We start from the raw sequence: 14,269 nt of genomic DNA, 5'->3' as shown, positions 1-14,269 counted from the left end.
CACTTAAGAGATTTGATGATGCCTAAAAAAACTAGATTGTCTCTCATTGCAATCGCTACAGTTGCCTTTTTCCTTAGTAGTTGTCGATCAACAGAAATCGAGGAATCTTCCCCTGAAACTCCTGATAATTCTCAGTCTGAGGAAAATCTTTCACCCCTCAATGTCACTGATCAGGAAATCCGTTCAGGGGACGAAGCCATAATCTTGGAAATAGACGAGATTCCCAACCAAATTCCTGTTGATAGAGATACCCAGTTTGGGGCTTCCGAGCGTTTTTCGGAGGGATCAGTTGCTCCTAATAATAGCTGGCTAGCACTGGTAACTTCGGGAGCCGCCCATAGTGCTGGCTGGCTAGTCAAACCACATACCCAGCAACTCCAACCTGCTACCTTCCAGTATGGGGGAAATATTACCATTGGACCTTGGAGTGAAGATTCACAATACGTTGTTTTTGTAGAAAAAGGCCCCGCAGGTGATCGCACACTGACTGTTGTTGATCGCAAGCAACTTGGGGAAACTGTAGAGGAAAGCGCGATGCCAGTGCGTACTCCTAATCATGAAGCGCAGCCCCCCACTGAACAGATCTATGAGGCTGTAGGGTGGCGCAACGGTAGATTACTCTTTCAAGTAAACGGCGATCGCTGGTTCTTTGATCCTGATACTGAGGAAGTTCAGCAGAAAAGCTAATTAAGTCATGCTAAACTAAGTGGTTAATCAATAACCCATAAACCAGATGTATGGCAAAGAGGTTTCACTTTTTTGTTTAGCTTATATTGCAGGTCTTTTAATTGCAGCAGGAATAGAGCAATACTGGCTGACTATTCTTATTTTTGGGGGCATCCTTGGGGGAATTAGTTGGAAGTTTTTACTTCCTGACTATCAATGGAAATTCCGATCGCGCTCTACTTTTCTTATTATTATAATTGCTCTAATTGGAGTTATTTCTTTTAATTTTCGCTTCCCTACAGCCACGACTCATGATGTTAGCCATATCATTCCTTCAGATGCAAATGGAATTCAAATAACGGTTGTGGGAAAAGTTTTAAACTCCCCTACACTAAACCGTGAGGAAAGGTTAAGATTCTGGTTATCAGTTCAAGACGCAGAGAAGCAATCTCATGTTACAGGAAAACTCTATGTTACTCTTCCAAGAGAGTTAGAAAACACTTTAACCCCAGGGTCAGTTGTAGAAATTAGAGGCTATGTTTATCAGCCTAAAAGTCCTAATAATCCCGGACAATTTAACTTTAAAGATTATCTTCAACGTCATGGGGCATTTGCAGGAATTAGTGGGCAACAAGTAACTGTAATTGAAGAAAATAATTGGGGATTGTGGTGGTTACGGGAACGCATTATTAAGGTTCACTTTGAGGGGTTAGGAAGTCCTCAAGGAACTTTAGTAAGTGCTATGGTTTTGGGAAGGCGAGTTGTTAGTTTGCCCTTTGATCTACAAGAACAGTTTTTAAGAGCAGGATTAGCGCATATTTTAGCTGCTTCTGGGTTTCATGTTTCTTTATTATTGGGAGTAGTTTTAGCGGTTACGCAACGTTTTCAAAAATTAACTCGGTTTGGGGTGGGAATCCTGATTTTAATTCTTTATATCGGGTTAACTGGGTTACAGCCATCTATTTTAAGAGCAAGTTTAATGGGAGTGGCTGTTTTATTAGGAATATTAACTGAACGCAAAGTAAATTCACTACGATCGCTGTTAGTAATTGCCACAATTTTACTCCTAATTAATCCCTTATGGGTTATTGATTTGGGCTTTCAGTTTAGTTTTCTTGCCACATTAGGGTTAATTATTACTACTCCTATTATCATTCGTCAGCTAGAGTTTATTCCGCCAACTATTGCTTCTCTCATTGCTGTTCCTGTTGCAGTTTTTCCGTGGATATTTCCGTTACAGTTATTTCATTTTGGCACAGTCGCAACTTATAGTATTATCCTCAATATTTTATTGATGCCATTTGTGGTATTCATTATTTTTGGCGGAATGCTCAGTGCAGGAGTTGGGTTAATATTTGTTCCCTTAGGCAGTACGATCGCGCTTTTTCTCTCTCCCTTTGTACAACTTTTAATAGCAGTGGTGAAACTGGTTAATCAATTACCAGGTTTTTATCTATTATTCGGTCAAATTGCATTATGGCAAGTTTTAGCAACCTATACATTAATGATTTTTATCTGGAAATCAGCCCTTGTTCAACAGTATTGGAAATATGCTACTTTCGGCGCGATCGCGCTTTTAATTGTTCCCATCACTTATCAACAATTAACCCAAAGACAAATAACCGTTTTTGCCACCCCTCCTCCAGCAACTATTTTAATCCAAAATCGGGGAAATATTACATTAATTAATTGCGGTAATGACAATACTATTAGTTATGTTCTTTCTCCGTTTTTAGAAGCTGAGGGGATTCAAAGGATTAATCACGCGATCGCGCTTCATTCCAATAATCAATGGCGAAACTTACATGATCAATTTAATGTCCAACACTTATGGTTTAAGCCGCAGTTAGAAAATACAGTAGAAAATCTTTCTAATGTCAATACTCAAGCCATCTCTACAGGTAACACAATTATTAATGAGACAGGATTACAAATTAAACGAACTGAGGAAAATTTAATCACAATTACGATGGGGAATCAACAATGGTTAATTCTCAGCCATCCCACTCAAAATTTACCGAGTTTAAATCCAGAGACTAATGCAGATATTCTTTTATGGGAAGGAACAGAAATTAATCAAAATTGGCTTAATCAATTAACCCCAGAAAGCGCGATCACGATTACTAATCAATCTACAGAGGAACTAGAAAGAAACATGAATCAAACCAATATTAACTTTTATAGTACCTCTAAAAATGGAGCGATTCAATGGACTCCTAAACAAGGCTTAAACTCGCTCTTCAACTAACTTTAATGCTTCTTCCACAACTTCTACCCCAACATCAACACCACAACCTTTTTCGGTCAAATATTGTCGCCATAATCTTGCCCCTGGTTGCCCATTAAATAAATGAATTAAATGGCGGGTAATCCGATTCAACTTCACCCCTCGACTAACCCAATAATCAATATAAGGAAACATTTTTCTTACGACTTCTTTCATCGTAATTGATGTAGATTCTTTCCCATAAATTTCTTGATCAACTGTGGCAAATAAAGCAGGATTATCATAGGCAGCCCGTCCAATCATTACCGCATCCACATGGGATAAATGTTCTTTAATTTCACTGAGGGTTTTAATCCCCCCATTTATTTCAATAAAGAGATGGGGAAAATCTTGTTTGAGACGATAAATATCCTCATAACGTAAAGGAGGAACATTGCGGTTTTCTTTTGGGCTTAACCCCTTTAACCATGCTTTCCGTGCATGAACTGTAAACCGTTGACATCCTGCCTCCGACACTACTCGCACAAACTCTACCATATCCTCATAACGATCGCGCTCATCAATACCAATGCGATGTTTAACCGTTACAGGAATATTAACTGCTTCCTGCATCGCTTCTACCACCTTTGCCACAATTTCAGGTTGCGCCATGAGACAAGCCCCAAAATTGCCACTTTTAACGCGATCACTGGGACACCCCACATTAAGATTAATCTCATCATACCCCCAATCGGCTGCAATGCGAGCGCATTCCGCTGCTTTTTCAGGATCATCGCCACCAATTTGTAACGCTAAGGGATGTTCTTCAGGAGAGAAATCTAAAAGTTTCGCGCGATCGCCGTTAATAATCGCTGGAATAGTTACCATTTCTGTATAAAGTAAAGTCTTACGGGTAATCAATCGCATTAAATAGCGAAAATGACGATCCGTGCGATCCATCATTGGCGCAACACTGAGAGGATTCCCTGTGGCATAATCAAAAGTTGGTGGTGACTTAACAAGGTCAGTAGAAACCATAAAAAATCAATAATAACTTAACTAACAACAATGCCAATTGATAATCTCAAACCCGTTAATCAACAAGACATTATCCCTTATAATCCTTATTATCCAGGGGCAAAACGTAGTTGGCTACCTTTAGCAATTAGCCTTTATCGAGAAGGAAAACTAGAAGGGCAACGCCCCATTGAAGGGGGGAAAGCCATTCCCTTTATTGCTACTTGGACGGTTTCCTCTCTTCCGCTTGAACAAACTCGGTGTCGGTTACAATTTGATGGTAGTCCCGACCTCAATTATGAAGTAGTCCTCAAAAACGAGGACTTTATTGGCTACCTTATCGAAGTGATTAGGAACTACCAGCGGGAAGGGGTAATTGATTTCCCCAAAGAGTTTTATCGACAATTACTGAAATTGCCCGCAACCTAATCAAAGAAGCTAGAAATCTTCATACTGCGCGATCGCGCTTTTTAGCTTCTCTATCACCTGCGACACTTCCATTGCACCCAACTCACCAGAAGCACGAGTTCTCACACTGAGGCTATTTGCTTCTACTTCTTTTGCCCCCACAACTGCCATGACAGGCACTTTCTGTTTCTCGGCATTGCGAATCAGTTTGCCTAACCGTTCCCCACTGAGATCCGCTTTTGCCCGAATCCCGGCTTGTTGCATTTGACTGGCTACCTTTTGGGTAAACTCATACTGTTCATTAGTGACAGGTAACAAGCGCACTTGTTCAGGGGCTAACCATAAAGGAAAATCACCAGCATACTGTTCAATCAGAATCCCAATCAACCGTTCCAGCGAACCAAATGGCGCTCGGTGAATCATCACAGGACGCTTGCGAGTGCCATCTTCAGCCGTATAGGTGAGATCAAACCGTTCAGGTAAATTATAATCCACCTGTACCGTTCCCAATTGCCATTCTCGTCCTAACACATCCTCAAAGATGAAATCTAATTTTGGACCATAGAATGCCGCCTCACCAATGCCTTCAAAATAATCCATCCCCAGTTTCTCAACTGCACGACGAATGGCATTTTCAGACTTATTCCAAGCCTCCTCCGAACCAATATACTTATCCGACTCAGGATCCCGAAAACTTAACCGCGCCCGAAAATTATCCAAATGGAGACTTCTGAACACTGACAGAATTAAATCCACAACACTGAGAAATTCATCATCAAGTTGATCAGGCGTGACAAATAAATGGGAATCATCCACTGTAAATCCACGGACACGGGTTAATCCCCCTAATTCTCCCGACTGTTCATAACGATAAACTGTGCCAAACTCCGCCAAGCGAATAGGTAAATCGCGATAGGAATGTAACTCATTCTTATAAATTTGAATATGGAACGGACAATTCATGGGTTTCATCACAAACCCTTGTTCTTCCGCCGCCGCTTTTTCATCTTCCGCCATCAAGGGAAACATATCCTCTTGATAATTCTGCCAATGTCCAGAAGTCTTAAATAAATCCACTCGCGCAATATGAGGCGTTACCACAGGGGAATAGCCGCGTTTAAGTTGTTCTTGCTTGAGAAAATCCTCTAAAAGACTCCGTAACATCGTTCCTTTGGGAGTCCATAAAGGTAAACCTGGGCCCACTGGATCTGTAAATAAAAATAATCCTAACTCTTTTCCGAGACGGCGGTGATCTCGTTTTAAGGCTTCCTCTTTACGACGTTTATATTCTGCTAACTGTTCCGGGGTTTCCCAAGCTGTCCCATAAATCCGTTGTAGTTGGGGGTTATTTTCATCACCGCGCCAATACGCTCCAGCAACACTTTCTACATCAATCGCCTTGGGGTTTAAATCTCCTGTCGTTTCCACATGAGGGCCAGCACATAAATCCCACCATTGTTCCCCTAGATGATAAATGCTAATGGGGCCCCCTTCTATATCGTCTAAAATTTCTAGTTTGTAGGGTTCTTGTAATTCTTCAATCCGTTGCTTGGCTTCTTCACGGCTGACTTCTTCTCGAATTACTGGTAATTTTTTCTTAATAATTTTCACCATCTCTTTTTTGATGGCTTTTAAATCCTCGTCTGTAAAGGGTTCTGGCTTATCAAAGTCATAGTAAAATCCAGTTTCTGTCCAAGGGCCAATTGTCACTTGTGCTTCTGGAAATAGCCGTTGCACAGCCATCGCCATAACGTGAGATGCAGTATGACGAATGCGCTTTAGTTTTTCTGATTCACTGGTTTTTGGCAGATGAATGGCTTCTGATTTTTCTTGGCTTACGGGGGATTCTACACTAGACATTGTAATTTGAAGATTAGCTATATCTAACAACTTAAGCAGTTATGCTCTACTTTTATCTTAAGCACAAATGTAAGAACAATGTTACAGCAACTACTACATTTTATCTTAATGTGATGAGAGGATTCTCACTAAAACTGCGCCCTGTTATTGATCAACTTGAGCAATAAGCCTTCTATTCAGCAACGGCACTGTAAAATACAGTTAAAGTCGAGAGCAATCAGCTATTTACTGTGAAAGATGAGTACTAAACTTAAACCCTGGCAAATTAGTGGCATCATTGGCGTAATCAGCGTTTTTGGCATGGGGAATATTATGGCAATTACCAATCCTTCTCGCCAAGACTATCAGACTTATGCGGCACGACAAACTATATCTTACCTTCAAAATAATGCTTGCACTAAACTACCAGACACTTTGAGTGGTTTCTTACATGAGCAATGTAGTGATCTTGTAAAAGAAGGAAAGCCTTATTTCAAGCAAGCAATCAATGTTTCAACACGACAACATAATTACTTGTTATTCACTGTTTATGAAACGGAAGTCTCTCTAAATAATAGATTACCCAGTTATAGTTCCAAAACAGTCGGATTTATGAGTGTATTTTGGACTTATGAAGCAGGCTTAGATAAAAGTAGCTAAAGACAGAACGCTGCTTTAAGTGGGTATAAAAACTGCACAACCTCTCTAAAATTCAATTAGAAAATTAAACAGCTGTCATTAAAATCTTTTTTTATAAGGATAAAGTAAGAGCTGTACTTTTCATTAAGCTTCGTAAAGAGAGGTCGTGCTTGATCATTAAAAATTGGATCTAAAACGTGATTCTTAAATAAAAGAAGAAATATTTAATTCTCAGATTAGGCACTCAGAACTGTCTTTGACTTCTTTTCAATTTCTGAATTTACCGTTGTTTCAGAGTCTTTGGTTTCTGCCACTTTTACCGCCTTAAAGCTTGAGCTTTCCAATAGCGTGATCGTTTCCCAAGTCTCCCAGGTGGGCATAAATGGTGAATGAGCTAACGAACAGGCTTGCCAATCCCCCCTGACGGGGGCACTTAGTTTTTGGCACATACCGCCTCTGTGGCCTTGAGGGGCATAATGGCGACAGTATCTGCAAGCCGAAGGAAAATTATTTGTGGTTCTCATAGCCTTTTCCTAAATCGAATCTATTTTTATTTTAAATCTTATGCTTTTATTATCCATTTCTCTGTTTTTTTCATTGATCCCCTCAAAGTCTTGCTCTGTCTTCTCTTGGTGATTTAGCTAAGATTAGTTTATTTTATTTTTTCTTTATATTTGCTTAATGAATATAAATAATTACAAAAAAAACTCTGAATATAATTACTCATTGGGTGATTAAGTACAATTGCTTTCGCATTTATACTCACCATTAAAAACTATTCCTGATACCAAAAAAAATTGATTATAAATTACTATTTAATTAGTTGATGTTTCAAATTTTCTTGTTAAAACTAACTAAATTGTCGTTATATTAATTTATAGTTGATAAAAATCATTGCTAATTTTGAAAAATAAAAATATAATTCTCTAGCCCCCTAAAAATTGGGATACTCGAAAATCGTCAATAATTCAGTTCAATTAAGGTATATGAATCCAAATTCTTCCCAAAAAGAGGACGAAATGTTGCATCCTAAGCTACAAGCTGCCTTAACAAGCCTCAATATTGATTTAGAAGAAGAACTAACTCGCTTTGAGCAATCGCAAAAACCGAAAAATCATAGTACTATCTCGAAGGTAGAAGGTGAAGATGATGCTTCAGCAGTGACCAGCTCTGATTTAGAAAAATCTGCGATCGCGAGCGATAATCATGTTGAAGATCACTCACAAGAGGAAACTCCTCAAGATTATCTTCAATCTTCTGAGGAATTATTGCGAGAGCTCAATAACTCAGGAAACTATAACATTGAATCAACCGTGGAAGAATCACCTGAAAAAACAGAAAGTTCTTGGCGCACTTATTTACTAACCCCCTTAGGTATCGCAGGGATTCTAATTTTTATCCTTTCAGGAACGCTTTTAAGTCTAATTTTCATTAACGTCGGGGAAATTACATCTCGTCAAGCCTCTACTCCAACAGAAACTGCTGACGATGAGTCTCTTTCTCCCTCTACTGAAGAACAAGAATCAACTGCCGAATCATCATCCCCCCCAGAGATTGCTGATCGTCCTAACTTAGCCAATGATCACTTTGCTGAACTTAATACTGATAATTTAGTGGAAGCAGAATCCTCACCAGATGCTGCACCAGTTGAAACGCCAAGCTGTGGAGCAAATTTTTACTGTGTCATGATTGAGAATCCCAGTGAAAGCGAATATAATCAAACTTTACAAATCACTGGTGATGGTTATATGCGAGAGTTTCCAGAAGTAGGTGAAGTTTTACAAGTGGGAGCCTTTGATACCGAAGCTCGCGCTGAAGAACTATTACAAAGGTTAGAGGAGCAAGGCATTTCCGCCACTATTTATAAACCGTAAGTGATGATGAATCAGAAGCTAACTTATCGGTATCGCGTGCGGCTTACAGATACGGATGCCGCAGGAGTCGTTTACTTTGCTAATTTAATGAGCATCTGCCACTTTGCGTATGAGGAAACACTGATTACTCGTGGGATTAATCTACAAGAATGGGTGAAAGAAGGAACAATTGCTATTCCGATTCTTCATGGAGAGATAGATTGCTTGCGTCCGATCTATTGGGGGGACTTAGTAACAATTACTTTGACTCCCCAATTTTCCTCGGAAACTGAGTTAGTGATTAGTTATGAACTGGTGACGGAAACAAACAGGGAGAAAGTTTTAGCGAAGGGGCAAACTAAGCATGTTTGTATTAATCCTCAAACGCGACAACGTTTTCCCTTTCCTAACCAATTTCGAGAGGCTTTGCTTGAGCCATAAGGTAAAATGAGTCTAGTCGGATTAATCACGATTGCTCAAGGTGAAGTTTTAAATATTTTTAGGAATGAATTTACCCTCAAATAATCGCGTCTGGATTTATGATACGACCCTGCGAGATGGTTCTCAGCAAGAAGGCATTTCTCTGTCTTTGGAAGATAAGCTAAAAATTGCCCATAAGTTAGATCAATTAGGTGTTCCCTTTATTGAAGGGGGATGGCCCGGTGCAAACCCCAAAGATGTGCAGTTTTTCTGGCAATTGAAAGAAGAACCATTGTCGCAAGCAGAGATAGTGACATTTTGTTCCACTCGTCGCCCTCATAAATCTGCGGAAAATGATCCGATGTTACAGGCGATTTTAGCAGCAGGAACGCGATGGGTAACTATTTTTGGAAAATCGTGGGATTTGCACGTTAAAGAAGGCTTAAAAACCACGTTAGAAGAAAACTGTGCGATGATTCGGGATACGATCGCGCTTTTACGTTCTCAAAATCGCCGCGTTATTTATGATGCAGAACATTGGTTTGATGGCTACTTAAATAACCGTGACTATGCCCTAAAAACCCTAGAAACGGCTGTGGAAGCTGGTGCCGAATGGTTAGTTCTATGCGATACCAATGGCGGAACATTACCCCACCAAATTAGCAGTATTATTCAAGATGTGGTGCAGCATTTTGGCATTAATCCCCATGATGATTCTACGCCTAAGTTAGGCATTCACACCCATAATGATTCTGATACTGCCGTGGCAAGTTCTCTCGTGGCGGTAGAACAGGGGGCAACCATGGTGCAAGGCACGATGAATGGCTATGGGGAACGCTGCGGTAATGCCAACTTATGTTCTGTGATTCCTAATTTACAGTTAAAACTTAACTACCATTGTCTAGAGTCGGAACAATTAGCGAAACTAACCCCTACTAGCCATCTGATTAACGAGATTGTTAATTTTGCCCCTAATCCTCATGCCCCCTTTGTGGGATTATCTTCCTTTGCCCATAAAGGCGGGATTCATGTTTCGGCAGTAGAAAAGAATCCTTTAACCTATGAACATATTGATCCCACGGTTATTGGCAATCAACGGCGCATCGTAATTTCTGATCAAGCTGGACTCAGTAATATCGTGGCAAAAGCTCGTTCCTTTGGCATGAATCTTGATAAGAGCGACTCGATCTGTAAGGATATCCTACAGCGCACTAAAGAATTGGAAAATCAAGGTTATCAGTTTGAAGTTGCTGAAGCGAGCTTTGAGTTATTAATTTATGAAATGCTTCACCATCGTCAGGAATTTTTCCAATTAAAGGGCTTTCAAGTAAACTGCGATATGTTGCGAGGAGGAGACTCCTTACTCAGTGATGCGGTGGCGACGATTAAGGTGAGTGTCAATGGAGAGGGCATTTTAGAAGCAGCAGAAGGCAATGGGCCGGTTTCGGCATTAGATGCTGCATTACGGAAGGCGCTAGCGAAGTTTTATCCTGAAATTTCTGATTTCCATTTAACTGACTATAAGGTAAGGATTTTAGATAGTACTTCGGGAACCGATGCTACCACTAGAGTATTAGTGGAATCTAGTGATGGAAAAGATCGTTGGACGACGATTGGAGTTTCTCCCAATATTTTGGATGCCTCTTATCAAGCAGTGGTAGAAGGAATTGAATATGGTTTGCTAAAACAAACAGGTGAGGGACTCTTTTCAGAGAAGTCTCCAACAGAACTCATTAGTCCTCGAGAATAACTGTGTTGTATGAAGATCGCTTACAAGCGGGAGAGTTATTAGCTACAGAGGTGGCTATTGGTTTAGAGGGGGTAGAGTTGCCGATTAGGGTTTATGCTCTTCCCCGAGGGGGGATTCCTGTGGCATTTCCTATTGCCCAACGTCTCCATTGCCCGTTAGAGGTGTTGGCAGCGAAAAAAATTGCTCTTCCTAATAATCCTGAGTTGGCTTTAGGGGCAATTACCCCAGATGGTACGACGGCTTGGGCGAAATCTTCTTTTAGCAAGAGAAAGAACTCTCAAGAACTAGAACAAGCTAGAGAAGAGGCTTATCAGAGCGCGATCGCGCTTCAAGAACAGTTTAACCCCCATTGTCTTCAGTTAGCAGTGGAAAATACCATTGTCATTATTGTTGATGATGGCATTGCTACGGGAATGACAATGATGACCGCAATTAAAGCCCTCCGAAAACAAGAACCTGCCCAAATTTGGGTGGCGGCTCCGGTAGCACCGCCAGAAATGAAGGAAAAAATTGAGCAAAACAGCGATCGCGCCATTATTCTCGAAACCCCTGATCCCTTTTTCAATGTTGGGCGATTCTATAAGAAGTTTTCTCAAGTCTCCACTGAAGAAGCCATCACTTATCTTGATTAGATGAAACCCTTAAGCTAAATCTATAGTCGTTCCAATTCAGTTCCGTAGGGCAGCCATCTTGGCTGCTACTAGGGAGCAAGATGCTCCCACTACTTTTAGGTTGCTGTTTTTTATTTGGAATCACTATAAAAGTAAGGGACTTGCGAAAAAATGAATTACCCAGGAAACTAGAAGAGATGATATTGGTAAAAAGAGGATGCAAGAGTTAAACGAACAGTTCAAAAGAACTCTTAAAGATGCAGCGAGAAAATTAACAGGAGAGAAAAAACGAGTGTTTGTCGCTCAGGTGTGCCTTGACTACTTTCAAGGTTCAGCCCGTCGGACAGAAAGGCAAATGGGTTGGGGGAGAGTGTGTGTTCAAAGAGGTCTTGACCATCTGGAAAGGGGAATCTCCTATCAGGACAAGTATCAGGAGCGGGGTCGGAAAAAAAGCGAAGAAAACTTGCCCAATTTAGGAAAGGAGATTCGCGACCTAGTAGAGGAACAATCTCAAGCCGACCCAAAATTCCAAACCACATTTCAGTATAGCCGCATGAGTGCTCAAGCGGTGAGAAATGCTCTGATTAGGGAAAAAGGATACAGCGATGAACAATTACCAACCCGACAAACAATTGGAGCAATGTTAAATCGCCTCGGCTACCGTTTAAAAAAACCTTAAAAACCAAGCCATTGAAGAAAATCCCTGAAACTGATGCTATTTTTGAACAAGTGGCAACAGCTAATCAAGCGGCCGATGATGACCCAACCGTCTTACGCATCTCAATTGACTCGAAAGCCAAAGTCAAACTAGGAAACCTCTCACGGGGTGGGAAAGACCGTCGCCAAGCTCCCCCTCAAGCCGATGACCATGATACTCAATGGCACACGACTCTACTTCCCTTTGGGATTCTTAACCTCCGTACAGACAACTTAGCTCTTTACATGAGTGAGTCCCCTGAAACCTCAGATTTCATTGTTGATTGTCTAGAGCACTGGTGGAAAAGCAATCAAGGAAACTTTCCCGAGGTTAACACCTTAGCCATTAACTTGGATGGCGGCAGTGCTACCCGTTCCAATCGCACTCAGTTCATCAAAAGGATTGTAGAATTTTCTCGTCATTACCAGCTCCAGATTCGCTTAATTTACTATCCTCCCTATCATAGTAAATACAATCCCATTGAGCGTTGTTGGGCTGCCCTTGAACAATTCTGGAACGGAGCGATTCTGGACTCTATTGACACGGCTCTGAGATGGGCAAGTAAGATGAGTTGGAAAGGTTCTCAGCCTGTGGTTCACCATGTCACTAAGCTTTATCAAACTGGTGTCAAAGTTGACCCTGAGTCTTTAGCAGACTATCGGGTTGATTGGTATCCTTCAGAATCTCTGCCCAAATGGTCAGTTACTGTTGGTTCGTTCTGATGGGTATTCTTTTTTCTTGCAAGTCCCTAACCCTCTTTTGTCACTTTCCGAAGCAAGAAGTAAAAAATAATGAGTTCTAATCAACTCTTAAAAACCTATTTTAACTTGATGAACAGAAGAAAATAAATGCTGAAACCCCAATAATAAGTGGTCATTATTAAACATCTCTAGCCAAGGGACAACTAACCAAAATAAGAACCATGGTTCCATAACTAAACGTAGGTTATGTAAGGCATCTTTCCAGCTATTTCCCTTCCTCCAATTGGGATGTTGAGGAGAATTATTACTTGTTGATGGTTGTGTCTTATCATCACTGTCTTCATCTTGCTCAAAAGAGCTAAAACCTGGCGTTTGTAAGCTCACCATTAAATAAACACAGTAAATGATTTCCCACCACTTCTCGATCTCAGAAAACTTGGTGAAACGATAATCTTTCCAACCCAATTCTTGCTTACATTGGCGAAATCCATATTCCACCCAAGTTCTTAAACCGTAAAGGTCTCCTAGTTTTTTCTTGACCTTCCCTTGAAGATTGGTCATAACAAAAGAGGTCCCATTACTGGGCAAAGTTTCTGGGTCAGTGGTGAGATCCCAATAAGTGATTTTTCGTCTCTTGCCATAAACAATTTCTCGAATGTATCTGGTTTCGGAACTGTTATCACTAAAGGTGCGAGTAAATTGACACCATTTATTGGCTCTTACCCTTTGTCCTGGGGGCAGTAGGACACTATGATTACTTCTAATTGCTACTACATAGGAGAGCTGATAGTGAGTTAAAGTATTGATGAAATTGCTACTTTCTCCATACAAGCTATCTGCTAAAACTAGGTCAATGTTAAAGCCAAAATCAATTAACTCTTGAATCAGTTCTATGGCTAATTCAATCTTGGTTTGGTATTTATCCCCTGGTTTGAGAGTTCCTTTGGGCTTAAATACCTTAAACTTTAAGGGGAAAGTGATATCTTGATACACTCCATAAGCATTGACCGAGACGATTCCTTGGTCAATTTTGCCCAAACTTCCTAAGTATTGTCTAGCGACATAATCGGTACGATTTCCCTTCTTTCTATCTCCAGTTTCATCAATAATGACGGTGATTGCTTTTCCCTTTAAGGCTTCTTTAGTTTTTTGTAATCTTCTTTCTCTTAATTGTTCTACTGACCAAGGTGAGTTAGCAAGGAAGTGATGTAGAGATTGTGCAGAAGTAATCCCGACGACTTTGGCAATTTCTGGTAGAGATTTTCGTTTAATCGGTGCGATGAGTCCTAAATGTAAAAATTTAAAGCATTCATAATTTCTCACATCTTGAAACAGGTCTTGATAGTAACCACAATAGTTGTCTACGATCGCGCTAGTAGGTTCTGGGTCTCGCGGTAGGTGTTGACGAATCTGTAAAGCTACATCCATCATGAGCAGTCGCTTCCCTCTTTATTCTTACTTT

General features: G+C 40.6%; 14 protein-coding genes. 10 read left to right on the top strand and 4 right to left on the bottom strand.

The window, feature by feature from the left end; genetic code table 11:
* Positions 1-15: 15 nt before the first annotated feature.
* Entirely contained in the window at positions 16-687 is a 672-nt protein-coding gene (locus tag FRE64_RS09830) for a hypothetical protein (RefSeq protein WP_222597806.1), read from the top strand.
* A gap of 46 nt (positions 688-733) precedes the next feature.
* Positions 734-2,914 (top strand): ComEC/Rec2 family competence protein, encoded by a 2,181-nt coding sequence (locus FRE64_RS09825; RefSeq protein WP_146295903.1) that lies wholly within the window; start codon positions 734-736, stop codon positions 2,912-2,914.
* Here the strand turns inward: FRE64_RS09825 and dusA are convergent.
* Entirely contained in the window at positions 2,894-3,910 is a 1,017-nt protein-coding gene (gene dusA / locus FRE64_RS09820) for a tRNA dihydrouridine(20/20a) synthase DusA (RefSeq protein ID WP_146295902.1), read from the bottom strand. The two genes, FRE64_RS09825 and dusA, sit on opposite strands and share 21 nt — an antisense overlap.
* 30 nt (positions 3,911-3,940) lie before the next feature.
* Here dusA and ebsA point away from each other — a divergent pair, with 30 nt between their 5' ends.
* Complete coding sequence (gene ebsA, locus FRE64_RS09815; RefSeq protein WP_146295901.1) at positions 3,941-4,318, top strand: type IV pilus biogenesis protein EbsA; 378 nt, start codon at positions 3,941-3,943, stop codon at positions 4,316-4,318.
* Positions 4,319-4,327: 9 nt separating this feature from the next.
* Here the strand turns inward: ebsA and thrS are convergent, their stop codons facing one another.
* Positions 4,328-6,157 (bottom strand): threonine--tRNA ligase, encoded by a 1,830-nt coding sequence (gene thrS / locus FRE64_RS09810; RefSeq protein WP_146295900.1) that lies wholly within the window; start codon positions 6,155-6,157, stop codon positions 4,328-4,330.
* A gap of 237 nt (positions 6,158-6,394) precedes the next feature.
* Between thrS and FRE64_RS09805 the strand changes: the two genes are divergently transcribed.
* Positions 6,395-6,796 (top strand): DUF4359 domain-containing protein, encoded by a 402-nt coding sequence (locus FRE64_RS09805; protein ID WP_146295899.1) that lies wholly within the window; start codon positions 6,395-6,397, stop codon positions 6,794-6,796.
* Between the two features lie 215 nt (positions 6,797-7,011).
* Here the strand turns inward: FRE64_RS09805 and FRE64_RS17870 are convergent, their stop codons facing one another.
* Positions 7,012-7,155 carry a hypothetical protein gene (locus FRE64_RS17870; protein WP_246140284.1) on the bottom strand — a complete coding sequence of 48 codons (144 nt, stop codon included), beginning with the start codon at positions 7,153-7,155 and terminating at the stop codon, positions 7,012-7,014.
* A gap of 606 nt (positions 7,156-7,761) precedes the next feature.
* Between FRE64_RS17870 and FRE64_RS09795 the strand changes: the two genes are divergently transcribed.
* From FRE64_RS09795 to FRE64_RS09770, 6 genes are all read left to right on the top strand, one after another.
* Positions 7,762-8,649, top strand: a complete 888-nt coding sequence (locus FRE64_RS09795; protein ID WP_146295897.1) for an SPOR domain-containing protein — start codon at positions 7,762-7,764, stop codon at positions 8,647-8,649.
* A 3-nt stretch (positions 8,650-8,652) separates the two neighbouring features.
* A complete protein-coding gene (locus FRE64_RS09790; protein ID WP_390622227.1) occupies positions 8,653-9,069 on the top strand; it encodes an acyl-CoA thioesterase in 417 nt (138 codons plus the stop codon).
* Positions 9,070-9,133: 64 nt separating this feature from the next.
* Entirely contained in the window at positions 9,134-10,798 is a 1,665-nt protein-coding gene (cimA, locus tag FRE64_RS09785; protein ID WP_146295896.1) for a citramalate synthase, read from the top strand.
* A gap of 2 nt (positions 10,799-10,800) precedes the next feature.
* The gene (locus FRE64_RS09780; RefSeq protein ID WP_246140283.1) at positions 10,801-11,430 is read left to right on the top strand and encodes a phosphoribosyltransferase; all 630 of its coding nucleotides are present in this window, start codon (positions 10,801-10,803) and stop codon (positions 11,428-11,430) included.
* A gap of 196 nt (positions 11,431-11,626) precedes the next feature.
* Entirely contained in the window at positions 11,627-12,088 is a 462-nt protein-coding gene (locus tag FRE64_RS09775; RefSeq protein ID WP_146294359.1) for a hypothetical protein, read from the top strand.
* 11 nt (positions 12,089-12,099) lie between these two features.
* Complete coding sequence (locus tag FRE64_RS09770; protein WP_186708758.1) at positions 12,100-12,828, top strand: ISAzo13-like element transposase-related protein; 729 nt, start codon at positions 12,100-12,102, stop codon at positions 12,826-12,828.
* Positions 12,829-12,915: 87 nt separating this feature from the next.
* Here the strand turns inward: FRE64_RS09770 and FRE64_RS09765 are convergent, their stop codons facing one another.
* Positions 12,916-14,235 (bottom strand): IS701 family transposase, encoded by a 1,320-nt coding sequence (locus FRE64_RS09765; protein ID WP_146297260.1) that lies wholly within the window; start codon positions 14,233-14,235, stop codon positions 12,916-12,918.
* Between the last annotated feature and the right edge of the window lie 34 nt (positions 14,236-14,269).

The sequence above is a fragment of the Euhalothece natronophila Z-M001 genome (genome assembly GCF_007904085.1).
GTDB classification, from domain to species: Bacteria; Cyanobacteriota; Cyanobacteriia; order Cyanobacteriales; family Rubidibacteraceae; genus Halothece; species Halothece natronophila.
This window is presented reverse-complemented; position numbering and strand designations above follow the sequence as displayed.